At 63.9% G+C, this 24,484-nt stretch carries 23 protein-coding genes and 2 tRNA genes; 15 read left to right on the top strand and 10 right to left on the bottom strand.

The features are described 5' to 3' along the window. Window positions 1-76: 76 nt before the first annotated feature. Window positions 77-892, top strand: a complete 816-nt coding sequence (gene map, locus CBY09_RS15400; protein WP_094290481.1) for a type I methionyl aminopeptidase — start codon at window positions 77-79, stop codon at window positions 890-892. An 88-nt stretch (window positions 893-980) separates the two neighbouring features. Continuing rightward, complete coding sequence (locus tag CBY09_RS15395) at window positions 981-3,581, top strand: [protein-PII] uridylyltransferase (RefSeq protein WP_094290480.1); 2,601 nt, start codon at window positions 981-983, stop codon at window positions 3,579-3,581. A 22-nt stretch (window positions 3,582-3,603) separates the two neighbouring features. Here the strand turns inward: CBY09_RS15395 and def are convergent, their stop codons facing one another. Next, the gene (def, locus tag CBY09_RS15390) at window positions 3,604-4,143 is read right to left on the bottom strand and encodes a peptide deformylase (RefSeq protein ID WP_094290479.1); all 540 of its coding nucleotides are present in this window, start codon (window positions 4,141-4,143) and stop codon (window positions 3,604-3,606) included. Between the two features lie 123 nt (window positions 4,144-4,266). Here def and CBY09_RS15385 point away from each other — a divergent pair, with 123 nt between their 5' ends. The 6 genes from CBY09_RS15385 (at window position 4,267) to CBY09_RS15360 (ending at window position 7,521) form a co-directional block, all read left to right on the top strand. Further along, a complete protein-coding gene (locus CBY09_RS15385; protein WP_094290478.1) occupies window positions 4,267-4,695 on the top strand; it encodes a YbaN family protein in 429 nt (142 codons plus the stop codon). A gap of 107 nt (window positions 4,696-4,802) precedes the next feature. Beyond that, window positions 4,803-4,878, top strand: a tRNA-Asn gene (locus CBY09_RS15380). Window positions 4,879-4,938: 60 nt separating this feature from the next. Further along, window positions 4,939-5,014: transfer RNA gene (locus CBY09_RS15375), tRNA-Asn, on the top strand. 112 nt (window positions 5,015-5,126) lie between these two features. Continuing rightward, the gene (gene aat, locus CBY09_RS15370; RefSeq protein WP_094290477.1) at window positions 5,127-5,882 is read left to right on the top strand and encodes a leucyl/phenylalanyl-tRNA--protein transferase; all 756 of its coding nucleotides are present in this window, start codon (window positions 5,127-5,129) and stop codon (window positions 5,880-5,882) included. After that, window positions 5,879-6,637, top strand: coding sequence for an arginyltransferase (locus tag CBY09_RS15365; protein WP_094290476.1), 759 nt, complete (start codon window positions 5,879-5,881; stop codon window positions 6,635-6,637). The genes aat and CBY09_RS15365 overlap by 4 nt, the downstream gene beginning before the upstream one ends. Before the next feature lie 56 nt (window positions 6,638-6,693). After that, entirely contained in the window at window positions 6,694-7,521 is an 828-nt protein-coding gene (locus CBY09_RS15360) for an IclR family transcriptional regulator (protein WP_094290475.1), read from the top strand. A gap of 170 nt (window positions 7,522-7,691) precedes the next feature. Here CBY09_RS15360 and pbpG read toward each other — a convergent pair whose 3' ends face one another. From pbpG to CBY09_RS15330, 6 genes are all read right to left on the bottom strand, one after another. After that, the gene (pbpG, locus tag CBY09_RS15355) at window positions 7,692-8,774 is read right to left on the bottom strand and encodes a D-alanyl-D-alanine endopeptidase (RefSeq protein ID WP_094290474.1); all 1,083 of its coding nucleotides are present in this window, start codon (window positions 8,772-8,774) and stop codon (window positions 7,692-7,694) included. Between the two features lie 116 nt (window positions 8,775-8,890). Continuing rightward, the gene (locus CBY09_RS15350; protein ID WP_094290719.1) at window positions 8,891-10,429 is read right to left on the bottom strand and encodes a 2-isopropylmalate synthase; all 1,539 of its coding nucleotides are present in this window, start codon (window positions 10,427-10,429) and stop codon (window positions 8,891-8,893) included. Window positions 10,430-10,637: 208 nt separating this feature from the next. Beyond that, complete coding sequence (gene pssA, locus CBY09_RS15345) at window positions 10,638-11,471, bottom strand: CDP-diacylglycerol--serine O-phosphatidyltransferase (protein ID WP_094290473.1); 834 nt, start codon at window positions 11,469-11,471, stop codon at window positions 10,638-10,640. Window positions 11,472-11,664: 193 nt separating this feature from the next. Then, complete coding sequence (gene ilvC, locus CBY09_RS15340; RefSeq protein WP_015013660.1) at window positions 11,665-12,681, bottom strand: ketol-acid reductoisomerase; 1,017 nt, start codon at window positions 12,679-12,681, stop codon at window positions 11,665-11,667. A gap of 62 nt (window positions 12,682-12,743) precedes the next feature. Continuing rightward, window positions 12,744-13,235, bottom strand: a complete 492-nt coding sequence (gene ilvN, locus CBY09_RS15335; protein ID WP_015013659.1) for an acetolactate synthase small subunit — start codon at window positions 13,233-13,235, stop codon at window positions 12,744-12,746. A 145-nt stretch (window positions 13,236-13,380) separates the two neighbouring features. Then, entirely contained in the window at window positions 13,381-15,174 is a 1,794-nt protein-coding gene (locus tag CBY09_RS15330; protein ID WP_094290472.1) for an acetolactate synthase 3 catalytic subunit, read from the bottom strand. Window positions 15,175-15,465: 291 nt separating this feature from the next. On the opposite strand from CBY09_RS15330, the gene CBY09_RS15325 reads away from it, so the two are divergent. The 6 genes from CBY09_RS15325 to CBY09_RS15300 are packed head-to-tail and all read left to right on the top strand — an operon-like array spanning window position 15,466 to window position 18,999. After that, entirely contained in the window at window positions 15,466-16,035 is a 570-nt protein-coding gene (locus tag CBY09_RS15325) for an RNA polymerase sigma factor (protein ID WP_063459591.1), read from the top strand. Then, a complete protein-coding gene (locus tag CBY09_RS15320) occupies window positions 16,032-16,487 on the top strand; it encodes a DUF3619 family protein (RefSeq protein ID WP_094290471.1) in 456 nt (151 codons plus the stop codon). The genes CBY09_RS15325 and CBY09_RS15320 overlap by 4 nt, the downstream gene beginning before the upstream one ends. A 20-nt stretch (window positions 16,488-16,507) precedes the next feature. Then, window positions 16,508-17,410, top strand: coding sequence for a DUF3106 domain-containing protein (locus tag CBY09_RS15315; protein WP_094290470.1), 903 nt, complete (start codon window positions 16,508-16,510; stop codon window positions 17,408-17,410). 39 nt (window positions 17,411-17,449) lie between these two features. After that, complete coding sequence (locus tag CBY09_RS15310) at window positions 17,450-17,998, top strand: RDD family protein (protein WP_094290469.1); 549 nt, start codon at window positions 17,450-17,452, stop codon at window positions 17,996-17,998. A 4-nt stretch (window positions 17,999-18,002) separates the two neighbouring features. After that, window positions 18,003-18,413 carry a diacylglycerol kinase gene (locus CBY09_RS15305; protein ID WP_094290468.1) on the top strand — a complete coding sequence of 137 codons (411 nt, stop codon included), beginning with the start codon at window positions 18,003-18,005 and terminating at the stop codon, window positions 18,411-18,413. After that, the gene (locus CBY09_RS15300) at window positions 18,406-18,999 is read left to right on the top strand and encodes an LOG family protein (protein ID WP_094290467.1); all 594 of its coding nucleotides are present in this window, start codon (window positions 18,406-18,408) and stop codon (window positions 18,997-18,999) included. The genes CBY09_RS15305 and CBY09_RS15300 overlap by 8 nt, the downstream gene beginning before the upstream one ends. A gap of 113 nt (window positions 19,000-19,112) precedes the next feature. Here CBY09_RS15300 and CBY09_RS15295 read toward each other — a convergent pair whose 3' ends face one another. Both CBY09_RS15295 and CBY09_RS15290 read right to left on the bottom strand, forming a co-directional pair. Further along, window positions 19,113-19,451: a P-II family nitrogen regulator gene (locus CBY09_RS15295; RefSeq protein ID WP_094290466.1), complete on the bottom strand. Its 339-nt coding sequence runs from the start codon at window positions 19,449-19,451 to the stop codon at window positions 19,113-19,115. Window positions 19,452-19,525: 74 nt separating this feature from the next. Further along, a complete protein-coding gene (locus CBY09_RS15290; protein ID WP_094290465.1) occupies window positions 19,526-21,184 on the bottom strand; it encodes an NAD+ synthase in 1,659 nt (552 codons plus the stop codon). Window positions 21,185-21,264: 80 nt separating this feature from the next. Here CBY09_RS15290 and CBY09_RS15285 point away from each other — a divergent pair, with 80 nt between their 5' ends. Continuing rightward, a complete protein-coding gene (locus CBY09_RS15285) occupies window positions 21,265-22,452 on the top strand; it encodes a GNAT family N-acetyltransferase (RefSeq protein ID WP_094290464.1) in 1,188 nt (395 codons plus the stop codon). 51 nt (window positions 22,453-22,503) lie between these two features. Here the strand turns inward: CBY09_RS15285 and CBY09_RS15280 are convergent, their stop codons facing one another. Further along, window positions 22,504-24,282, bottom strand: a complete 1,779-nt coding sequence (locus tag CBY09_RS15280; RefSeq protein ID WP_094290463.1) for a methyl-accepting chemotaxis protein — start codon at window positions 24,280-24,282, stop codon at window positions 22,504-22,506. Window positions 24,283-24,484: the final 202 nt, after the last annotated feature.

The raw sequence follows: 24,484 nt of genomic DNA, 5'->3' as shown, positions 1-24,484 counted from the left end.
AGGACCGGAGCCCGCCATTTTACCGGGCATGGCCGCACCGCCTGCGTGGCGCGGGGGCCAATGGGATAATCCGGGGATGAGCATCACCATCAAAAGCGCTGAGGACATCGAGGGCATGCGCCTGGCCTGCCGCCTGGCCTCCGAAGTGCTGGACTACATCGCCCCCCACATCAAGCCTGGCATCACCACCAAGGAGATCGACCGCCTGGGCGCCGAATGCATGGCGCAGCAAGGCACCATCTCGGCCACCGTGGGCTACCAGCCGCCCGGCTACCCGCCCTACCCGGCTTCGCTGTGCACCTCGGTCAACCATGTGGTGTGCCATGGCATCCCCAACGACAAACCGCTCAAGAAGGGCGACATCGTCAACGTGGACGTGACCGTGATCACCAAGGACGGCTGGTACGGCGACAACAGCCGCATGTACCTGATCGGCGAATGCTCGATTGCCGCCAAGCGCCTCACAGCCCTCACGTTTGAGGCCATGTGGCACGGCATCGTGCAGGTCAAGCCCGGCGCCCATCTGGGCGACATCGGCCACGCCATTCAGAAGTTCGCCGAAGGCCATGGGTTCTCCATCGTGCGCGAGTTCTGCGGCCACGGTATTGGCAAGAAGTTCCACGAAGAGCCGCAGGTGCTGCACTATGGCCGCCCCGGCACCCTCGAAAAGCTGGAGCCCGGCATGGTCTTCACCATCGAGCCCATGATCAATGCGGGCCGCCGAGAGGTGAAGGAACACGGCAACGACGGCTGGACCATCGTGACCAAGGACCACAGCCTGTCCGCCCAGTGGGAGCATACGGTGCTGGTCACAGAAACGGGGTACGAGGTCATGACCCTGTCGGCCGGATCGCCCCCGCTGCCGTCCTTTGTGACAGCGACCAAGACCTGAGGTTACGGCGGGGCCAACCGCGCACCAGGCCGCCGCTCGCACAACTCTTGCATGGCTTTTTCATGGCCTCCCACGATACTTACCGACCATGACCGAACTCCATGCCCTGCGCGACGCCTACCGCAGCGACAAGGCCGCCCTGCTGGCGGCAATGAAATCCACGGGTGCATCGACGCGAGGCATCCGCGTGCTGCTGCGCAAGCTGTCGTCGCTGGCGGGCAACCTGCTGCAAACCCTGTGGCAGCGAGCCCAGTTGCCCGACGACATGGCCCTGGTGGCCGTGGGTGGCTTTGGGCGCGACCAGCTGTTCCCCTATTCCGACGTCGATGTCCTGTTGCTGCTGCCCGATGGCACCGCGCCCGAAGCAGGCAGTGCCTTGCGCACCAAGCTCGAAGGCTTCATCGGCAGTTGCTGGGACACGGGGCTGGAGATCGGCTCCAGCGTGCGCACCGTGGCCGAATGCCTGGCCGAAAGCGCAGGCGATGTCACCGTACAGACCTCGCTGCTCGAATCCCGCCTGGTGTGCGGCAACGCAGCACTGTTCGCCGAGTTCCAGCGCCAGTACCGCGCGCAGATGAACCCCCAGGCGTTTCTGGTCGCCAAGACGCTGGAGATGCGCCAGCGCCATACCAAGTACGAGAACACGCCTTACTCGCTCGAGCCCAATTGCAAGGAGTCGCCCGGCGGGCTGCGCGACCTGCAGATGATCCTGTGGGTGGCACAGGCAGCGGGCCTGGGCCGCAACTGGAAGGAGCTGGCCGCCAGCGGCATGGCCACCGCCTTCGAGGTGCGCCAGATCGAGCGCAACGAAGCGTTGCTGTGCCTGATCCGCGCACGCCTGCATGCGGCGGCTGGGCGGCACGAAGACCGGCTGGTGTTCGACCTGCAGACGGCCGTGGCCGAGTCGTTCGGCTACCGTTCGCAGGCACCCGACGGCTCGCGCCTGCCCATGCGCGCCAGCGAAAGCCTGATGCGCCGCTACTACTGGGCAGCCAAGGCCGTGTCGCAGCTCAGCCAGATCCTGCTGCTCAACATTGAGGAGCGCCTGAACCCCTCGACGCACGAGCCGCGACCGATCAACGAGCGCTTCTTCGAGAAGGCGGGCCTGATCGAGGTGGCCAGTGACGACCTCTACACCCGCGACCCGCACGCGATCCTGGAAACCTTCCTGCTCTACCAAACCACGGTGGGGCTCAAGGACCTGTCGGCGCGCACCCTTCGCGCGCTGTACAACGCACGCGGCGTGATGGACAGCGCCTTCCGGCGCGACCCGGTCAACCGCGACGCCTTCATGCGCATCCTGCAGCAGCCCTCGGGCATCACCCACGCCATGCGGCTGATGAACCAGACCTCGGTGCTAGGGCGCTACCTGTGGCCGTTTCGCCGCATCGTAGGGCAGATGCAGCATGACCTGTTCCACGTTTACACGGTGGATCAGCACATCCTGATGGTGTTGCGCAATGTGCGCCGCTTCTTCATGGCCGAACATGCGCACGAGTACCCGTTCTGCTCGCAGCTTGCGGGCGGGTGGGACAAGCCCTGGATCCTGTACGTGGCCGCCCTGTTCCATGACATTGGCAAGGGCCGGGGGGGCGACCATTCGCAGATTGGCGCCGAAGAAGTGCGGCGCTTTTGCCGGCAGCACGGCGTGGCCCGCGAGGACGCCCGGCTCATCGAGTTCCTTGTGCGCGAACACCTGACCATGAGCACCGTGGCGCAAAAGCAGGACCTGAGCGACCCCGATGTGATCGGCGCCTTTGCGCGCCGCGTGGGCAACGAGCGCAACCTCACGGCCATGTACCTGCTCACGGTGGCCGACATCCGCGGCACCAGCCCCAAGGTCTGGAATGCGTGGAAGGGCAAGCTGCTGGAAGACCTGTACCGCGCCACGCTACGCACCCTGGGTGGCCGCGCGCCCGATGCCGCCGCCGAGATCGAGGCCCGCAAGCGCGAAGCGCTGGTGCTGCTGGCGCTCAACGCCTTGCCGTTCGAGGCCCACAAGGCACTCTGGGCCACGCTCGACGTCAGTTATTTCATGCGCCATGACGCCGCCGACATTGCCTGGCACACACGCCACCTATCGCGCCATGTGGGCACGGCGAAACCGGTGGTGCGCGCCCGCCAGTCACTGGCCGGCGATGGCTTGCAGGTGATGGTGTATGCCGCCGACCAGGCCGACCTGTTTGCGCGCATCTGCGGCTACTTCGACCGCGTGGGCTTCAGCATCCTGGATGCGCGCGTGCATACCGCCAACAACGGCTATGCGCTCGATACGTTCCAGGTCGTCGCCTCTTCGGCATCTGAACAGCCTGGGCACTACCGCGAGCTGACCCACATGGTCGAGAGCGATCTGATGCGCGTGATCGAAGAAGGCGGCCCGCTGCCTGAGCCCGCGCGCAAGCGGGTCTCGCGCCGGGTCAAGAGCTTCCCGGTCGCGCCCCGCGTCACCCTGCGACCCGATGAAAAGGCCCAACGCTGGCTGCTCGCGATCTCGGCCAGCGACCGTGCGGGCCTGCTCTATCTGGTGGCACGCATCCTGGCGCAGCACCACCTGAGCGTACAGCTGGCCAAAGTCAGCACCCTGGGCGAACGGGTGGAAGACACCTTCCTCATCCAGGGCCCCGAGCTGCAGAACAACGCACGCCAGATCCAGATCGAGACGGAGCTGCTGCGCGAGCTGTCGTCCTGACACCGGCCCTGCTCACCCTCCGTCAGTCGTCTTCCGTGGCGCTGATTTCCGGGAACAGCACCTCGGTAAACCCGAACTGCGTGAAGTCCCGCACCCGCATCGGGTAGAGCTTGCCGATGAGGTGGTCGCATTCGTGCTGCACCACGCGGGCATGGAACCCCTCGACGGTGCGGTCGATGGGATCGCCGTACGGGTCGAAGCCGGTGTAGCGGATGCGGGACCAGCGCGGCACCTTGCCGCGCAGACCGGGCACCGACAAACACCCTTCCCAGTCCTCCTCTTCTTCGTCGCCCAAAGGGGTGATGACCGGGTTCAACAACACGGTCGGGGGCACCAGGGGCCGGTCCGGGTAGCGCGGGTTGCGGTCGTTGGAGCCAAAGATCACCAGTTGCAGATCCACCCCGATCTGGGGCGCCGCAAGGCCTGCGCCGTTGACGGACCGCATGGTGTCGAACATGTCCCGCACAAGAAGATGCAGGGCATCGGTGTCAAACTCGGTCACAGGCTGGGCCACGCGCAGCAGGCGCGGGTCGCCCATCTTCAGGATGGTGTGGATGGTCATTGATGGAGCAGTAATTTCAGCAGAGGCCAGCGCAAAGATGTGCGCATGGTTCACGGGGCCCATGCAGCATAGCGCGCGGGCAAGCACTGCGCAGCACCAGCCCCGCCCCATCACAATACCCCCATGGCCACGACGCCCCCAGACGCCCCCATCACAGAGCCCCCCGAACCTTCGCCACGGCCCCTGCCCTGGCCCGCGCGCTGGCTGCTGCAGGTTTTTGCCGTGCTGTGCCTGGTGATGGGCGCCATCGGTGTGATTGTTCCCGGCCTGCCCACTACCGTGTTCATCCTGATGGCAGCCTGGGCTGCGGCGCGCAGCTCGCCACGGCTGTACCGCTGGCTCTGGCACCACCGGCTGTTTGGCCCCCTGCTGCGCAACTGGGCCCAAGGCGGCAAAGTCAGCCGCCGTGCCAAGTGGAGCGCAGCCCTCGTGATGTCCTTGAGTGCCGTGGTGCTACTGCTCACAGTGTCACGCCCATGGATCGTGGCGGTGGCGATCGGGAGCATGGCCTGCGTGCTGGCCTGGCTCTGGCGCCGCCCCGAGCCATCGTGACAGCCCGGCTGCGGTACTCAAATGGCCTCTGCGAAATCAGCCCGATGGCACAAACCTACTGCAAATGCTTTTTGGGCTGATTTTTGTGTATATAATCTAAGTCTTGTTCCTCGATAGCTCAGTCGGTAGAGCGCCGGACTGTTAATCCGTAGGTCCCTGGTTCGAGCCCAGGTCGAGGAGCCAAGATTTTGCAGGCCCTGCATGAGTGAAGCGGGGCCTTTTACATAGACAGATACCGATTATTCCTCGATAGCTCAGTCGGTAGAGCGCCGGACTGTTAATCCGTAGGTCCCTGGTTCGAGCCCAGGTCGAGGAGCCACTCTAATAGCCCTGCATCGTCATTCGGTGCGGGGCTATTTTTTTGCCCGCAGCGGCTCCAACCGACACCCGAGGCCACATGCCGGACAATGGTGTCTTTGTGTTCTGCCACCATGCCCCCGCAACTGCCCTGGCTGGAAATCGAAGACCCCTTCCCCGCTCCCGCCCTGGCCTGGGGACCTGAAGACCCCGCACCCGGCCTGCTGGCTGCCGGAGGTGCACTGGACATAGAGCACTTGCGCGCGGCATATGCGCAAGGCACCTTCCCCTGGTATGGTCCCGGGCAGCCCATCCTGTGGTGGGCGCCAGACCCGCGCATGGTGCTGCCAGTCGCCGAGTTTCGACTGCACCGCTCACTGCGCAAGACGCTACAGGCCTTCCGTACCCAGGCGCACTGCGAAATCCGCGTGGACCACGCCTTCAAGCAAGTCATCACCGCATGCGCCAGCAAGGAGCGTGAAGGCCAGGCAGGAACCTGGATCGTGCCGGAGATGGTCGAGGCCTATACCCGGCTCCATGCCGCAGGCCATGCCCATAGTGTCGAAACCTGGGTCCACGGAGAACTGGTCGGCGGGCTGTACTGCGTGGCGCTTGGCCGGGCGGTGTTTGGCGAATCCATGTTTGCCCATGCCACGGACGCCTCCAAAATCGCGCTTTCGGCTCTGGTGGCGCTGTGCCGCCACCACGGCATCGGCCTGATCGATTGCCAACAGAAAACCGGGCATCTGGCCTCTCTCGGCGGGCGAGAGATCCCCCGCTCCGAATTTCTTCTGCAGATCGAAAAGGCCCGCGTACAACCCGCCATCCGCTGGGAGTTTGAACCCGTATACTGGAATGAGCTGCTGCCCACCAAGACACCGAAGGCATGACGCAACTCAACGACCTCCCGCTGCAGACCCTGCAGTTCTATGCGACCGCTCCCTACCCCTGCAGCTATCTGCCGGACAGGCAGGCACGATCGCAGGTCGCAACGCCCAGTCACCTGATCCAGAGCGACCTGTACTCCGACCTGGTCGCCAAGGGCTTTCGCCGCAGTGGCATGTTCACCTACCGGCCGTACTGCGATGGCTGCCAGGCATGCACGCCGCTCCGGGTACTGGCCCACGAGTTCAAACCCGATCGCAGCCAAAGGCGTGCTGCCGCCCGCCATGCAGGGCTGCAGGCGCGGGTGTTGCGCCTGTGTTTTGTGCCCGAGCACTACCAGCTCTACCTGCGCTACCAGAACGGCCGCCACGCGGGCGGGGGCATGGACCATGACAGCATCGACCAGTACACCCAGTTCCTGCTGCAAAGCCGCGTCAACTCGCGACTCGTGGAGTTTCGTGAGACCGACGCGTCAGGAGAGCCGGGCGCCCTGAAGATGGTTTCCATTCTCGATGTGCTCGATGACGGCCTGTCGGCGGTCTACACCTTTTACGAGCCCGAGCCCCACTGCAGCTACGGCACCTACAACGTCCTTTGGCAGATCGAGCAGGCGCGCTCGCTGGGGCTGCCCCATGTGTACCTGGGCTACTGGATTGAGGCCAGCCCCAAGATGAACTACAAGGCTCGCTTTCATCCCCACGAGATCCGCACGGACGGCCAGTGGCATCGCATGCATGCGGCCCCGCCTCACGGCGCCTGAACACCTGGCAACATTTCACAAGGTAAGATGCAGCGGCTTTTGCCTCACTGCCGCCCATGAAAAAAAACGATCCCAGCATTCCCGTCAAACCCAGCGTTCAAGTGCTGGAGCGCATGTTTACGCTGATCGACGTGCTGGCCTCCCGTGAAGACGCAATCTCCCTCAAGGAAATCAGCGAAAAGACGGGGCTGCACCCGTCCACCACCCACCGTATCCTGAACGACCTGACCATTGGGCGGTTTGTGGACCGCCCGGAATCCGGCAGCTACCGGCTGGGTATGCGGCTGCTGGAGCTGGGCAACCTCGTCAAGGCCCGTCTGAGCGTGCGCGACGCCGCCCTGACCCCCATGCGCAACCTGCACAAGCTGATCCAGCAACCGGTCAACCTGAGCATGCGGCAGGGGGACGAAATCGTATATGTGGAGCGCGCCTACAGCGAGCGCTCGGGTATGCAGGTAGTGCGTGCCATCGGGGGCCGCGCACCCCTCCATCTCACATCCACCGGCAAACTGTTCCTGGCGCTGGACGACCCCCAACGCGTGCGCGCCTACGCCACTCGCACGGGCTTGGCAGGCCACACACGCAACAGCATCACCCAATTGCCGGTACTGGAGCGCGAACTGGCGAAAGCCCGCCAGTACGGCATTGCCCGCGACAACGAAGAGCTGGAGCTGGGCGTGCGCTGCATGGCTGCGGGGGTTTATGACGACCAAGGGAAGCTCGTGGCCGGTCTGTCGATTTCTGCCCCCGCCGACCGGCTGGACGAGGGCTGGATGCCCAAGCTGCAGGCCACCGCCAACGAAATATCCCTGGCCCTGGGCTACGTGTCCACAGCAGACGCCAGCCACGACACAGCGGCAAGCAACCACGGTGACTTGCGCTGACTTCTGCGCCTTTCTCCAGTCTCCCCCTGCAGAAATCTGCAGAAACTCAAGCCACACCCCACGCCGCCAAGCGGAAGCGTTGCGAGCGGACGATCACCCCCTAAAAACAAAACACCCGATGGCAGCCCGCCAGTCGGGTGTTTTTTCAAGCCCTGGGGCAACGAAGCTGGTCAGCCGTTGCCCCCCCGGGCAGAGCGCAAAGGCGCAGCCAGCGTCGGCGTGGATTCCACCCACTGGCGCACCCGCTCGGCATCACCCAGGCGGCTGAACTTGCCCGCCGAATCGAGGAACACCATGATCAGCTTGCGCCCGGCCACTTGGGCCTGCATGACCAGACAACGTCCTGCTTCCGAGATATAGCCGGTCTTCTGCAGGCCAATATCCCAGGTCGGGTTCTTCACCAGACCATTGGTATTGTTGTATTGCAGCGTTTTGCGCCCCACAGCCACTTCATAACCCGGCGACGTGGAGAGTTCGCGCAGCAACGGATCGCCATGCGCCACATTCACCAGTGTCGCCAGATCGCGGGCGCTGGACTGGTTGCGGCTGGACAGCCCGGTGGGCTCCACATACCGCGTGTCGGTCATCCCCAGCAGGCGGGCTTTGGCATTCATCTGGGCGACAAAAACCTCCAGCCCACCCGGGTAGGTGCGGCCCAAGGCATGGGCAGCCCGGTTCTCACTGGACATGAGCGCCAGATGCAACATTTCGCCCCGCGTCAGCGTGGTCCCGACCGTCAGGCGCGAGCGACTGCCTTTTTCGGTATCCACATCGTCCTGGGTGATTGTCAATGGCTCATCCATGGGCAATTTGGCCTGGGAAATAAGCATGCCCGTCATGAGCTTGGTCAGGGACGCAATCGGCAACACCGCATGGTCGTTCTTGCTGAGCAGGACCTCGTGCGTATCCTGGTCCATCACCAGCGCTACGCTGGACTTGAGGTCCAAGGGATCGTTGACTTCATGCAGGCCTGCAATCTGACCAAACGACTGCTTGGCCGGCACAAAAGCCACCCGGGTGGGCGCCTTCGCCGTCTTGGCGGCTACCCGCACGGCCTTGGCATTGGTGTTGGCTGCCGCCTTGCGCGGTGCGACGGCACGCTTAGCGTTTGCCGAACTTACCTGCTGCTTTTTGGCAATGGATTTTTTTTGTTCGCCCGCATGTACCAGGGGGCTGACGAGGGCTGCACTCACGACGGCAAAGCCCAGAAACTGAAAAAATCGAGTCACTGCAGAGCGGTGGCGATGGTGCATCAAAGTGCTCCAAACGGTAAGAAGTGTTGAGCAGTGTACAGAATCAAAAAAAGTCGCGCAAGATCAATATCTTGCGCGACTTTCCCAGAAAGTGAGTGAAATTATAAGACGGTCAATCAGCCCTGTGCGGCCACGCGGTCGGCTTTACTTTGTAACTTGTTCAACGCGCTCAGATAAGCCTTGGCAGATGCGACCACGATATCAGGATCTGCCCCCACACCATTCACCACCCGGCCGCTGTTCTGCAGGCGCACGGTGACCTCCCCCTGGCTCTCGGTAGAACCGCTGATCGCATTGACCGAGTAGAGCACCATCTCGGCACCGCTCTTGACATGCGACTCAATGGCCTTGAGCGAGGCATCCACCGGGCCGTTGCCCTCGGACTCGCCGCGCACCTCCTGGCCATCGACGGTGAAAACGATGCGCGCGCGGGGCTGCTCACCGGTTTCGCTCTGCTGGAACAGCGAAACGAAACCGTACTGCTCCTTTTCGGCCGTCACGCTCTCGTCGCTGACCAGCGCCAAGATATCTTCGTCAAAGATTTCGCTCTTGCGGTCGGCCAGCTCCTTGAACTTGGCAAATGCCACATTGATCTCGGTTTCGCTGTCAAGCTGCACGCCCAACTCCTGCAGGCGCTGCTTAAAGGCGTTGCGGCCGCTGAGCTTGCCCAGCACGATCTTGTTGGCCGACCAACCCACATCCTCGGCGCGCATGATCTCGTAGGTATCGCGGGCCTTGAGAACGCCATCCTGGTGGATCCCACTTGCGTGGGCAAAAGCGTTCGCCCCCACCACGGCCTTGTTGGGCTGCACCACAAAACCCGTGGTCTGGCTCACCATGCGGCTGGCGGCCACAATATGCTGGGTGTCGATACCCAGATCCAGCCCGAAATAATCCTTGCGGGTCTTCACGGCCATCACGATCTCTTCGAGCGAGCAGTTGCCAGCGCGCTCGCCCAGGCCGTTGATCGTGCACTCCACCTGGCGCGCGCCGCCGATCTTCACACCGGCCAGCGAGTTGGCCACGGCCATGCCCAGGTCGTTGTGGCAATGCACCGACCAGATCGCCTTGTCGCTGTTGGGAATGCGTTCGCGCAGGGTCTTGATGAAGTTGCCGTACAGCTCTGGCACGGCATAGCCCACGGTGTCGGGCACGTTGATGGTGGTGGCGCCTTCGGCGATAACGGCTTCGAGCACGCGGCAGAGGAAGTCCGGGTCGCTGCGGTAGCCGTCTTCAGGGCTGAACTCGATGTCAGCCACGAGGTTTCGCGCAAAACGCACGGATTGCTTGGCCTGCTCCAGCACCTGCTCGGGGGTCATGCGCAGCTTCTTTTCCATGTGCAGCGCGCTGGTGGCGATGAACGTGTGGATGCGCGCACTGTTGGCACCCCTCAGAGCCTCGGCCGCCCGCGAAATATCACGGTCGTTGGCACGCGAGAGCGAGCAGATGGTCGAGTCCTTGATCGCGTTGGCGATGGCCTGCACCGCCTCAAAATCACCGTTGGAGCTGGCGGCAAAACCGGCCTCGATCACATCCACCTTCAGGCGTTCCAGCTGGCGCGCGATGCGCAGCTTTTCGTCCTTGGTCATCGAAGCGCCGGGGGACTGCTCGCCATCGCGCAAGGTGGTGTCGAAAATGATCAGTTTGTCAGCCATGTTGTTCTCCTGGTATCGGTGGGTGGGGACCCGCAACGTCAAAATTCTGGCGCCCAAAACAAAAGGCCCGCTGCGGGTGCATACGGGCCTTTGTGGAAAAAGTGTGCGCGTGCGCCTACTGTCTCCGCCCGTTGGGAGGTAGCAGTAGAGCCAGAGCAAACATGTTCATACAGCGCAATGTAGCACAACTGCGCTGCCGTGGCGGCTGTCACTTGTGCAACCCGCGTTCGTCCGGTTCGTCTGTCGAGGTGCTGATCACGCTGCTGTGCTGCCCCTTGGCCTTGCGCCAGGCATACACGGCGTAGCCAGAAAGGCCATAGAAAACGAACACACCGAACAGCACGATGGGCGGATGGATGTTGATGATGGCGATGACCAGCGCAATCAGCACGATGGCTGCGAAGGGCACGCTCTTTTTCATCTGGATGTCCTTGAAGCTGTAGAACGGCACGTTGGTCACCATGGTGAGCCCCGAATACAGCGTGAAGGCGAACATCAACCAGGTGATCTGCGACCAGGTGAGCCAGGAATCCTCACCAGGCCGCACACCCAACTCTGTCATCAGCCAGATGAAACCTGCGACCAGCGCAGCGGCCGCAGGGGAAGGCAGGCCCTGGAAGTAACGCTTGTCCACCACCCCCGTATTCACATTGAAGCGCGCCAGCCGCAAGGCCGCACAGGCGCAGTACACAAAGGCCGCGATCCAGCCCCAGCGCCCCAGACCCTGCAGCGACCACTCATAAGCAATCAGCGCGGGCGCGGCGCCAAAGGACACCATGTCGGACAGCGAATCCATCTGCTCGCCGAACGCGCTTTGCGTATTGGTCATGCGGGCGACACGCCCATCCAGGCTGTCGAGCACCATGGCACAGAACACCCCCACGGCGGCCATGTCGAAACGACCATTCATCGCCATGACGATGGAATAGAACCCCCCAAACAACGCGGCCAGCGTGAACAGATTGGGCAGGATGTAAATGCCCTTGCGCCGTTTGCGCACCATCACACCAGGGTTGTCGGTGGATTCGTTGCCGTCATGCATCAAAAAAGACCTCCAGCGCCCGCCCATCATGCGCAAGACGCTACTGAATTTATAGTGTTTCGCGTCTGCCTGCGGCGCACACAGGCCACCACACGCGCACAAGGCGAAGGCCGCAGTGTAGCGCCTGCACACTGGTGCACCCGGCAACAAAAAAGGCCACCGAAGTGGCCTTGGGATGCTTCGCTCGGAAGTATCAGTTGCGGGTCTGGTCAACCAGCTTGTTCTTGGCGATCCAGGGCATCATGGCGCGCAGCTGGCTGCCCACCTTCTCGATGCTGTGGTCGGCCGTGTTGCGGCGGCGGGCCGTCATCGATGGGTAGTTCAGGCGGCCTTCCTGGATGAACATCTTGGCGTAGTCGCCGTTCTGGATCCGCTTCAGGGCATTGCGCATGGCGGCGCGCGACTGCTCGTTGATCACTTCAGGGCCCGTCACGTACTCGCCGTACTCGGCGTTGTTCGAGATCGAGTAGTTCATGTTGGCGATGCCGCCTTCGTAGATCAGGTCCACGATGAGCTTGAGCTCATGCAGGCATTCGAAGTAGGCCATTTCTGGGGCATAACCGGCTTCGACCAGGGTTTCATAACCCATCTTGATCAGCTCGACGGCGCCGCCGCACAGCACGGCCTGCTCGCCGAACAGGTCGGTCTCGGTTTCTTCCTTGAAGTTGGTCTCGATGATGCCGGCCTTGCCGCCGCCATTGGCAGCTGCGTAGCTCAGGGCCAGGTCACGGGCCTTGCCAGACTTGTCCTGGTGCACAGCGACCAGGTGGGGCACGCCCCCGCCCTGGGTGTAGGTGTTGCGCACAGTGTGGCCGGGGGCCTTGGGGGCGACCATCCACACGTCCAGGTCAGCACGGGGCACGACCTGGTTGTAGTGCACGTTGAAGCCGTGGGCAAACGCCAGCGAAGCACCTTGCTTGATGTTGGGCTCGACGTTGTTCTTGTACACGGCAGCGATGTCTTCGTCGGGCAGCAGGATCATGACCACGTCAGCGGCCTTCACGGCGTCGTTCACTTCCATCACCGTCAGGCCTGCCTTACCGACCTTGTCCCACGATGCACCGCCCTTGCGCAGGCCGACCACCACCTTCACGCCGCTGTCGTTCAGGTTTTGTGCGTGGGCATGGCCCTGCGAGCCGTAGCCAATGATGGCCACGGTCTTGCCCTTGATCAGGCTCAGGTCGGTGTCTTTGTCGTAGAAAACTTTCATGGGTCGCTCCGGTTGAAATGCGTTGTTGGGGGGTTGAAATAAGAAAAACGGGGTGAATTGTCTTACACGCGCAAAATGCGCTCGCCCCGGCCGATGCCGCTGGCGCCCGTGCGCACGGTTTCCAGGATGGCCGTGCGGTCGATGGCTTGCAGGAAGGCGTCGTTCTTGGACTGGTCGCCCGTCAGCTCGATGGTGTAGCTCTTCTCGGTCACGTCGATGATGCGGCCACGGAAGATGTCGGCCATGCGCTTCATCTCCTCACGCTCCTTGCCCACGGCGCGCACCTTCACCATCATCAGCTCGCGCTCGGTGTAGGCACCTTCGGTCAGGTCCACGACCTTCACGACTTCAATAAGGCGGTTCAGGTGCTTGGTGATCTGCTCGATCACGTCGTCGGAGCCCGTGGTCTGGATAGTCATGCGCGACAGCGATGCATCCTCGGTGGGCGCCACGGTGAGCGATTCGATGTTGTAACCACGGGCCGAGAACAGGCCCACGACGCGGGAAAGAGCACCAGGCTCGTTTTCCAGCAGAACAGCAATGATGTGTTTCATAAGATGAGATTCCTCTTTTCGCTGCCCTCCCCCGTGCACGGTAATGCACGGGCTTGGCAGGCAATAGATTCGTCAAAAAGCAATAGCTATCAAATTAATAGCTACCAGCGCTTGATGGACAGGCGCAGAAGGCCGATTTTGCTTCTTAAAGGTCTTCCGACCCCAGCAGCATCTCGGTGATGCCCTTGCCGGCCTGTACCATCGGGAACACGTTCTCGGTGGGATCGGTCCGGAAGTCCAGGAACACGGTGCGGTCCTTGAGCTTGCGGGCTTCGCGCAGGGCGGGCTCGACATCCTTGGGGTGCTCGATCAGCAGGCCCACATGGCCATAGGCCTCGGCCAGCTTCACGAAGTTGGGCAGCGCATCCATGTAACTGTGGCTGTAGCGACCGGAGTATTCAATCTCCTGCCATTGGCGCACCATGCCCAGGTAGCGGTTGTTCAACGAGCAGATCTTGATAGGCGTGTTGTACTGCAGGCAGGTGGACAGCTCCTGAATGTTCATCTGCACCGAGCCTTCGCCGGTGATACAGAACACTTCGGACTGTGGCTTGGCCAGCTTGATGCCCATGGCGTAGGGAATGCCCACGCCCATGGTGCCCAGGCCGCCCGAGTTGATCCAGCGGCGCGGCTCATCAAAGCGGTAGTACTGCGCGGCCCACATCTGGTGCTGCCCCACATCGGACGTGATGTAGGTGTCCGCGTCCTTGGTCATGTTCCACAGCGTCTCGACCACGTACTGGGGCTTGATGACGTCGGGACCACCCATGTCGTACTTCAGGCACTCGCGCTTGCGCCAGCCTTCAATGGTGTCCCACCACGCGGCCAGGGCGCCTGCGTCGGGGCGGGTGCTGCTCTCGCGGATCATGGAGATCAGCTCCGTGAGCACGTCCTTCACGTCGCCAACGATCGGGATATCGACTTTCACGCGCTTGGAGATGCTCGACGGGTCGATATCGACGTGGATGATCTTGCGATCGTTCTGTGCAAAGTGCTTGGGGTTGCCGATCACGCGGTCATCAAAGCGCGCGCCCACGGCCAGCAGCACGTCGCAGTTCTGCATGGCGTTGTTGGCTTCGATGGTGCCGTGCATGCCCAACATGCCCAGGAACTTGCGGTCGCTGGCCGGATAGGCACCCAGTCCCATCAGGGTGTTCGTGACCGGATAGCCCAGCATGTCCACCAGCGTGCGCAGCTCGTTGGTGGCATTGCCCAGCAACACGCCGCCGCCGGTGTAGATGTAGGGACGCTTGGCCGCCAGCAGCAATTGCAGCGCCTTGCGGATCTGGCCGCCGTGGCCCTTGCGCACGGGGTTGTAGGAGCGCATTTCCACGCTCTGTGGGTAGCCGGTGTAGGGCACCTTCTTGAAGGACACGTCCTTGGGCACATCCACCACCACAGGGCCGGGGCGGCCGGTGCGGGCAATGTGGAAGGCCTTCTTCATCGTGGCCGCCAAATCTCGGGCATCCTTGACGAGGAAGTTGTGCTTGACGATGGGGCGGGTGATGCCGACCGTGTCGCATTCCTGGAAGGCATCCAGCCCGATGGCGGGCGTGGGCACCTGGCCGGAGATGATCACCATCGGGATGCTGTCCATGTACGCCGTGGCGATCCCGGTCACCGCGTTAGTGAGGCCTGGGCCGGACGTGACCAGCGCCACACCCACTTCGCCCGTAGCGCGGGCGTAGCCGTCGGCGGCATGCACGGCCGCCTGCTCGTGACGCACCAGCACGTGCTGGATGGTGTCTTGCTTGTAGAGCGCGTCGTAAATGTAGAGGACTGCGCCACCGGGGTAGCCCCAGATGTACTGGACGTTCTCAGCCTGGAGCGACTTGATGAGGATCTCGGCCCCCATGAGGTCCTGCGAGCCGGAAGCGGGGGAGGTGTTGCCCTGCGAAGCAGCGGCCGCTGAAGAGATTTCAGCCTTGGAGATTTCCATGATCGATCAACCTTTGTGAATTTCTCTGACGAAAAACCTTGGGTGCTCCTCGCACGCGCTCTTGTGAAGCCAGCTTGGAACTTGAGGCCAAGGACATGAGCGAGATGATTGCCCGCCGGACCGTGACCCGTTTGCCTTTTGAATTGCAACGCCAATTATCGCACTGCAACACACTCAAAACCCACCCCAACCGAAAAAAACCCCTGCGGATGCGATAATCACGGGCTTTACGGTGCCAAACAGCCACAATTCACAGCGTTTTGTGCACCGCCCACCCCGGACCACCCCGTCTTGGCCACCGAACAAGAACTCTCCGACTTCCTCAAAAGTGTAGAAAAGCGCGCCTTCAAGCGCTCGCTCTACCATGTTCGCAATGAGGAAGCGGCGCTGGACATCGTGCAGGACAGCATGCTCAAGCTGGCCGAACATTACGGGGACAAACCTGCCGCAGAGCTGCCCATGCTGTACCAGCGCATCCTGTCCAACTGCACGCTGGACTGGTTCCGGCGCCAGAAGACACGCAATGCACTGTTTTCGAGCATGAGCGACTTCGAAGGCCCGGGCGAAGATGGCATGGATTTTGATCTGCTGGAAGCCTACTCCGGCCCGGACGATGGCGACAAGGCCGAAAGTGCGGAGGACCTCACCCGCAGGGCCCAGATCTTTCGCGGCATCGAAGCTGAAATCGCCGAACTGCCACCACGTCAACGGGAAGCCTTCCTCATGCGTTACTGGGAAGAAATGGATGTAGCAGAAACGGCAGCCGCCATGGGCTGCTCGGAAGGCAGCGTCAAAACGCACTGCTTTCGCGCCATACAAACCCTCAGCAAGGCACTGAAGGCCAAAGGAATCGAGCCATGAAGAACACTACACAGCACCCAACGACCTCTGCCGAAGCGGCTGCCGAGCGTTTTGCGCTGCGCGTGACGGCCCGCCTCTCCAGCGGCACGGCTGAACTGCCCTACGACATTTCTGAACGCCTGCGCGCCTCGCGCATGCAAGCGCTGGCCAAGCGCAAGGTGACCGCCCCCGTGCGGCGCACAGCGGCAGCCACCGTGGTGGTGGGTGCTGGCCCTGCGGCCACCCTGGGCCGTGGCAGCGAGGGCGGCGGCTGGTGGAATGCCCTGGTGTCGGCCATTCCGCTGCTGGCCCTGGTGGTGGGCCTGGTGGTCATCAATGCCGCCCAGGACGAACGCAGCGCCAACGATGTGGCCGAGGTCGATGCAGCCCTGCTGACCGACGACCTGCCACCAGCGGCGTACGCCGACCCTGGCTTCGTACAATTCCTCAAGACCTCTGCGCAGCCCAACTGAACTGCCTGAACCAGGACTGCATGCCCCCACGCCCCCCTGATGCCTCCACCCCTTTGCCAGCCTTTGTGCTGGCTTTGGCGCTTCTGGGCGCGTTCGTCGCCATCGGTGGTCAGGTGTGGGTGCAGATGCGCATGGCCCCCGGCACGCTGCTGCCTGCCGGTGCAGAAGCGGCTGTCGCCAGTCCCAACAACGCGCGCTCGCCAGTCACCTCCGGCATGGCCCTGCAGCCCCAGACCGAATCCGGCCCGGGCTGGGAAACCCTGAACACCCCCCAGAAGCTGGCCTTGTACCCGCTGGCCGAACGCTGGGCCCTCATCAGCGAAGCACAAAAGCGCCGCTGGCTGACCCTGGCGTCCAACTACTCCACACTGTCGGAAGACGAGCAAAAGAAATTCCACGACCGCATCACCGAATGGGCCAGCCTGAGTGCTCAGCAACGCAACCAGGCCCGGCTCAACTACGCCGTCACCAACCGGCTGGCAAGGGATGACAAGCGCGCACAGTGGGAGGCGTACCAGGCCCTGTCCGAGGAAGAACGCAGCGCGCTGGCCGCTCGGGCCGTGCCCAAGCCCGCAGGCGCAGCCACAGCACTGCGCCCCGTCTCGCCCAAGAAGCTGGCCCAGGTGCCTGCGGCCACCGAGGCCAACCCCAGCCGCCCGAACGCCCCCAAGATCCCGCCCGTGACCGAGCACGGCCCCCGAGTGGCGGCCCCCGTGACGCCCATTCCCTCCCCGGCAGCAGCCCCTTCACCATCGCCCACCAGCGCGGCATCCACCTCCACCGGAGTGGAAACCGCGCCCGTGGCCGTGCCGGTGGCCGTACCGGCCGCGCTGCCCCCCCTGGGCGCGGGCCCGGTCGAGCCCCCTGCCGCCACGGCGTCGCAACCCGTTACGCCCGACACCTCAGGCCTGTATCCTCAGTAGGTTTACAACCTGCCCGGCCCGACGGGCATGACACCTGGAATGCCCGCATCACCCTCCCCCCACTCTTCGCAGGCTGAGGCCCGCACCACCCCCGCCCACTTGGCCGAAGCCATCGCCCCCAACCTGTGGCGGCGCATGGCCTGCTGGCTCTACGAGGGCATGCTGATGTTCGGCGTGGTGTTCATTGCGGGTTACCTGTTTGGCACACTCAGCCAGACCCGCAACGCCATGGACAACCGCCATGCGCTGCAAGCGTTTCTGTTTGTGGTGTTCGGCATCTACTTCACCTGGTTCTGGGCCAGGGGCCAGACCCTGGCCCAGAAGACCTGGCACATCCGCGTGGTAGGCCAGGACGGCCAGCCCATCACCCAGGCGCGTGCGCTGCTGCGCTACGTGCTGAGCTGGCTGTGGTTTCTGCCTCCCCTGGCCGCCTACATGTTTGGCGTGCCCGCACTGGAAGTGCTGGTGCTGCTGGGCGGCTGGGTCGCCATCTGGGCCATCCTGAGCCGCTTTCACCCCACCCGGCAGTTCTGGCACGACGCACTGGCGGGCACCAGGCTGGTGCACTACGAATTCCCCAAAAAATAAGTCCATGCCTGCATCCCCCACCCCCTCGGCAGCCCCTGCCAACCCGCAGAAGGCCCGCACCGGCCTGAACCGCATCTGGCACGCTGCTGGCTACTCCATCGAAGGCCTGCGCGCTGGCTGGAACGAAAAGGCCTTCCGCCAGGAGGCCATCGCCGCCGTGGTGCTGCTGCCGCTGTCGCTGTGGCTGGGGCGCAGCTGGGTCGAGGTGGCGCTGCTTGCCGGTTCGGTCGTGATCGTGATGATTGTGGAGCTGCTCAACACCGGCATCGAGACCGCCATCGACCGCATCGGCCCCGAGTGGCACGACCTCTCGAAGCGCGCCAAGGACATGGGCAGCGCGGCCGTGCTGCTGGCACTGCTGCTGTGCATTGGCATCTGGGCTGCGGCTCTTTTCCAGAGATTTTTCCATGGCTGAACCGGCTTTTTCCGTCTGCGTGTACTGCGGCTCCCGCCCCGGCGAGAACCCCGCCTTTGCCGAGGCCGCCAAGGTCGTCGGCACCTGGATCGGCCGCCATGGCGGCCAACTGGTCTATGGCGGGGGCCGCAGCGGGCTCATGGGCACCGTGGCCGAGGCCACGCGCCAGGCCGGTGGCCGGGTGGTGGGCGTGATTCCCCAGGCGCTGGTGGACAAGGAACTGGCCAACCGCCAATGCGACGAGTTGCACATCGTGCAGACCATGCACGAGCGCAAGGCCATGATGGCCGAACGCAGCGACGCTTTCATCGCCCTGCCCGGCGGCATTGGCACCTTTGAAGAACTGTTTGAAGTGTGGACCTGGCGCCAGCTGGGCTACCACGACAAACCCTTGGGCCTGCTCAATGTGGCGGGGTACTACGACGGACTCGTGGGCTTCCTGAACCACAGCGTGGCCAGCGGCTTCATGGGCGAATGGCAGATGGGCCTGCTGCACGCGTCTGCCGATGCCGAGGCGCTGCTGCGCACCCTGGTGCAGTCGGCCGGGCCCGACCACGCCCCCGTGCCACTGCGCGAGGTGATCTGACCCCAGCACAGCGGTCACCCATAAATAAGGGCGGATGAGAAATCCGCCCTTTTTGTTTTCTCAATGGTCCCAGGGCCATGGCCTCGTCAGGCCAAAGCCGAAACCAGCCAGCGTCAGACCGCCGCGTCGTCCAGATCCCCGGTGCGGATGCGCACCACACGCTCCACGGCCGTCACAAAAATCTTGCCGTCGCCGATCTTGCCGGTGCGCGCCACGTTCACGATGGCATCCACGCAGCGGTCCACGTCCTCGGACTTCACCACCACATCGACCTTCACCTTGGGCAGGAAGTCCACCACATACTCGGCGCCCCGATACAGCTCGGTATGGCCCTTCTGGCGGCCAAAACCCTTCACCTCGGTCACGGTGAGGCCGGTCACGCCACATTCGGCCAGGGCTTCGCGGACTTCTTCGAGCTTGAAGGGCTTGATGACGGCGGTGATCATTTTCATGGCGGGTCTCCTGAAGGATGTGAAAGATAGAGGAAAGCAGGTGGCGCGACGGTGGAACGGTCAGAAACCCGCCGTCAGGCGCGGAATTTATTGGTGATAGGGTAACGCCAGTCCTTGCCGAAGCTGCGGCGTGTCACTCTAATCCCTACGGGCGCCTGGCGGCGCTTGTACTCGTTGAGCTTGATGAGGCGCGTGACCCGCTCCACATCGGCGCGTGCAAAGCCGCTGGCGATGATGGACTCGATGGGCTCATCGTTCTCCATATAGCGCGCCACGATGGCGTCCAGCACCTCATACGGCGGCAGGCTGTCCTGGTCCTTCTGGTCGGGCCGCAGCTCGGCGCTGGGCGGGCGGGTGATGATGCGCTCGGGGATCGGATTGGCGCCCGTGCCATACGGGTCGTTGGCATTGCGCCAGCGCGCCAGGTCAAACACCCGCGTCTTGGCCACGTCCTTGATCACCGCAAAGCCGCCCGCCATGTCGCCATACAGAGTGCAGTAGCCGGTGGACATCTCGCTTTTGTTACCCGTGGTCAGCACGATGGCGCCAAACTTGTTGGACAGCGCCATCAGCAGCGTGCCACGAATGCGCGCCTGCAGGTTCTCCTCGGTCGTGTCCTCGGGCAAGCCTGCAAAATCGCCGGCCAGCGCGGCCTTGAACGCCTCGAACTGGGGTTTGATGGAGATTTCGTCGTATCGCACGCCCAGGCGCTCAGCCATGTCGCGCGCATCGATCCAGCTGATGTCGGCCGTGTAGGGCGACGGCATCATCACCGTGCGCACCTTGTCGGCCCCCAGCGCGTCCACCGCAATCGCCAGCACCAGGGCCGAGTCGATGCCACCGGACAGGCCCAGCAGCGCACCGGGGAAGCCGTTTTTGCCCACATAGTCGCGCACCCCCAGCACCAGGGCGTCCCACAGGTCGGCCTCCAGGCTTTTCTCGGGCGCAATGTCCGCTTCAATTTTGATAGCTGCTTGCGCATGATGGACGCGCGCAAACACCAGTTTTTCTTCAAAACCTGGGCCACGCCCGGCCACCGAGCCGTCGGCGTTCAGCGCAAACGAGCGGCCCTCGAACACCACCTCGTCCTGCCCGCCCACCAAGTGGGCGTAGACCAGCGGCAGGCCCGTCTCGGCCACGCGCGCGCGCATGGTGGCCTCGCGCTCGGCGCTTTTGCCAAGATGGAAGGGCGATGCGTTGATGACGGCCAGCAGCTGCGCGCCCGCCGCCGCCGTGCTGCGCGCGGGCTCGGCAAACCAGGCGTCTTCGCAGACCAGCAGGCCCACGCGCACTCCCTCCACCTCAAACACGCAGGGCTCCGTGCCCGCCACAAAATAGCGGCGTTCGTCAAACACCTGGTAATTGGGCAGTTCGCGCTTGGCGTAGGTCTGCTCGATGTGGCCGTCACGCAGCAGGCTGGCCGCGTTGTGGCAGGCGCTGAACGCAGGCGCATCGTGCGCCAGGGCCTGGGGATGGCCCAGCACGATGGCCAGGCCCTTCAACCCCGCAGTCTCGCGGGCCACGGTTTTCACGGCATCATCACAGGCCGCAATGAAGGCGGGCCGCAGGAACAGGTCTTCGGCCGCATAGCCGCAAATGGCCAGCTCGGGGGTGAGCAACAGCCGCGCGCCCTGGGCGTAGGCCTCGCGGGCGGCGGCAATGATCTTCTGCGCATTTCCGGGCATGTCGCCCACGACAAAGTTGAGCTGCGCAGTGCAAATGGAGAGCGTCATGGAACTGGAGTCGGCACTTTTGGCCGGGTTGGATACCGCCCATACAGCCCCGGGCTGCAGTGGGCGGCACGGGAGAGCGCATGGCTGAGGAAGCTGCCATTATCGCCCGCGTGCTTGCGTCCCCGCTGGATGTGGATGCTGCGGCCTGGAACGCCCTGCTGGCGCAACAAAGCCACCCCACGCCCTTCCTTCGGCACGAATACCTGGCCGCCCTGCACGAAAGCGGCAGCGCCACGCCCCGCACGGGCTGGATGCCCCGCTTCATGACCCTGTGGGAGGGCGACACCCTGGTGGCCGCCTGCCCGCTGTACCTCAAAAACCACTCGTACGGCGAATACGTGTTCGACTGGGCCTGGGCCAGCGCCTACGAGCAGCACGGCGTGCCCTACTACCCCAAGGCCGTGGTCGCCGTGCCCTTCACGCCCGTGCCCGGCACACGGCTGCTGGCGCGCGACGGGGCCACGCGGTCGCTGCTGCTGCAGGCGGTGCGCCAGTGGTGTGAGCAAGAAGGTGTGTCGTCGGTGCACATGCTGTTTGCGAGTGGCGACGATGTGCAGTCCGGCGCCGAGCAGGACTGGATGCTGCGGCACACCGTGCAGTTTCACTGGAAGAACGACCACTACCAGAACTTCGACCACTTCCTCGCCAGCCTCTCTCAAGACAAGCGCAAGAAGATCCGCCAGGAGCGCCGCCGCGTGGCAGAGGCCGGGGTCCGCTTCCGCTGGTCACGGGGTGCAGGCATCAGCACTGCCGACTGGGATTTTTTCTACCGCTGCTACGAGCGCACCTATCTGGAGCACGGCAACCCGCCCTATCTCACGCGGGACTTCTTTGCCCGCATGGCGGCGCACCTGCCCGAGGCCTGGCTGCTGTTTGTGGCCGAGCGTGATGGGCGCCCCATTGCTGCCAGTTTGATAGCTATTGGGGCAAGCCCATCAGGCGGCAACGGCCTAAAAGACCAAAACCTGGTGGCCTATGGCCGCTACTGGGGCGCTTTGGAGCGTGTGGACTGCCTGCACTTCGAGGCCTGCTACTACCAGCCGCTGCAGTGGTGCATAGACCACGGCGTGCAACGGTTTGAAGGCGGTGCCCAGGGCGAACACAAGATGGCCCGGGCCCTGCTGCCCGTGCAGGCCACCAGCGCCCACTGGCTGGCGCACCCGGCCTTTGCCGAGGCTGTGGAGCGCTTCCTGGAGCGCGAAGGCGCGGGGGTCGAGGGCTATCTGCAAGAGCTGCAGGCGCGCAGCCCGTTCAAGACGATGGCCTGAGCGCCTGCCCCTGGGGGGCGCAGTGCGCCCGCCCTGCCTGCGCAAGGGGTCTTAAAAACTCTCCCAATCGTCTTCCGCCCCTGCCGCCACCGGCTTGCGTGCCTGGGACGCAGGTGCAGCGGGGGTCGGGGCCGCGGGGGCCTTGTGCGCAGGACCGGTGGGCGCGGCCCGCAAAGCCAGTGTTTTCTTCGGGGCCATGCTGCCCGCGCCACCACCACGGGCCGCACCGGAGGGCGCGGCGACGGGTGCTGGATGTGTTGCCGGGGTGCCGCCCTGCGAGGCCCGCGCCTGGTCGGTCGATAGCTTGAACACCGCCACGGCCCCCACCAGGGCCTGGGCCTGGTGGCTCAGGCTGCTGGCGGCGGCGGCCATTTCTTCCACCAAAGCCGCGTTCTGCTGCGTGACCTGGTCCATCTGCGTCACGGCCTCGCCCACCTGCGATACGCCAGTGCTCTGCTCGCTGCTGGCGGCGCTGATCTCGCCCATGATGTCGGTCACGCGACGGATGGCGCCGACCACCTCGGTCATGGTGGTGCCGGCCTTGTCCACCAGCAGCGTGCCCTGCTCCACGCGCTCCACGCTGGCGGTGATGAGCGACTTGATCTCTTTGGCCGCCTCGGCGCTGCGCTGGGCCAGGTTGCGCACCTCGCCCGCCACCACGGCAAAGCCACGGCCTTGTTCGCCTGCGCGGGCCGCCTCCACGGCGGCGTTCAGCGCGAGGATGTTGGTCTGGAAGGCGATGCCGTCGATCACGCTGATGATGTCGGCGATCTTCTTGCTGCTGTCGTTGATGCCCTTCATGGTGGTCACCACCTCGGCCACCACGTCGCCGCCCTGACCTGCGACGGTGGATGCGCTCATCGCGAGCTGGTTGGCCTGACGGGCGTTGTCGGCGTTTTGCTTGACGGTGGAACTCAGCTCCTCCATCGACGCGGCTGTCTCCTGCAGCGCACTGGCCTGCTGTTCGGTGCGGATCGACAGGTCGTTGTTGCCCGAGGCGATCTCGGCGCTGGCCGAGGCCACGCCCTGCGCATTGCCGCGCACACCCGACACCACATGGGCCAGGTTGTCACGCATGGTGGTCAGGCCGCCCAGCAGCTGGGCGATCTCGTCCTTGCCCCGTGCGTGGATGGGCACCGTGAGGTCGCCCTGCGCGACCGAGTCGGTGATCTGCACTGCGTTGTCCAGCGAGCGCGAGATCTGCCGGATCATCGCCCCGCCCATCAGCACCGCCAGCAAAATGCCCAGCACCACCGCCGTGAGCGCGAGCGCCCGGATGGTCTGAAAACTCGCCGCTGCGCGGTCATATTCGGCCTTGGCGTAGTCCAGCTGCACTTGCATCAGCTGGCCCAGCACCTCCTGCAGCGGGTCGATGGCGGGGTACATCTCCTTGGCCGCATAGGTGGTCAGCGCGGCCATGTCGCCCCCCTTGAAGAGCCCGACCAGGGTGTCGGTGGCCGTATCGGCCTTGGCCTGCAGGGGCTTGAAGCGCGCCACCAGCTGGGTTTCCTCCGGCGCCAGGCGGGTGGCCAGGTAGGCCTTCCAGTTGCTGTCGATGGCCTTGCGTGCATCGGCCACCGACTGCACGCCCTGCGCGGGGGTCATGGCGCCGTCGCGCACCTTGTGGGCGGTGTCCACCACGTTGACGGCATACATGTCCGCCACGACCTTGATCTGCTTGAGCGGCACCACCCGGTCGTCGTACACCGATTTAAGCCCGGCGTTGGACTGGCCCATGCCAAACAGCCCGGCCCCTCCCACCAGCAGCACCAACAGACACAAGGCGGTGAGCAATCCGGCAAGGCGGGTGGAGATCTTGAACTGGCTCATGGCAATTCTCCTGGTAGGGACGCCGTCCACCCAGCCAACCCATTGACCGGGCAACGGTTCCAGCATAGCGTTTTGTGTTACGTTTGAATACAACCTCAAGCCAGCCAGGGGGTGGGTTGTCGCTTGAAAACCTCACAAAAAAGCACGCCGAAGGATGCCCCCTCTGCGTGCTTTTTGGTTGTGCAGTGCTGCCCCGCGTTGC

The organism is Acidovorax kalamii (genome assembly GCF_002245625.1).
GTDB classification, from domain to species: domain Bacteria; phylum Pseudomonadota; class Gammaproteobacteria; order Burkholderiales; family Burkholderiaceae_C; genus Acidovorax; species Acidovorax kalamii.
This window is presented reverse-complemented; position numbering and strand designations above follow the sequence as displayed.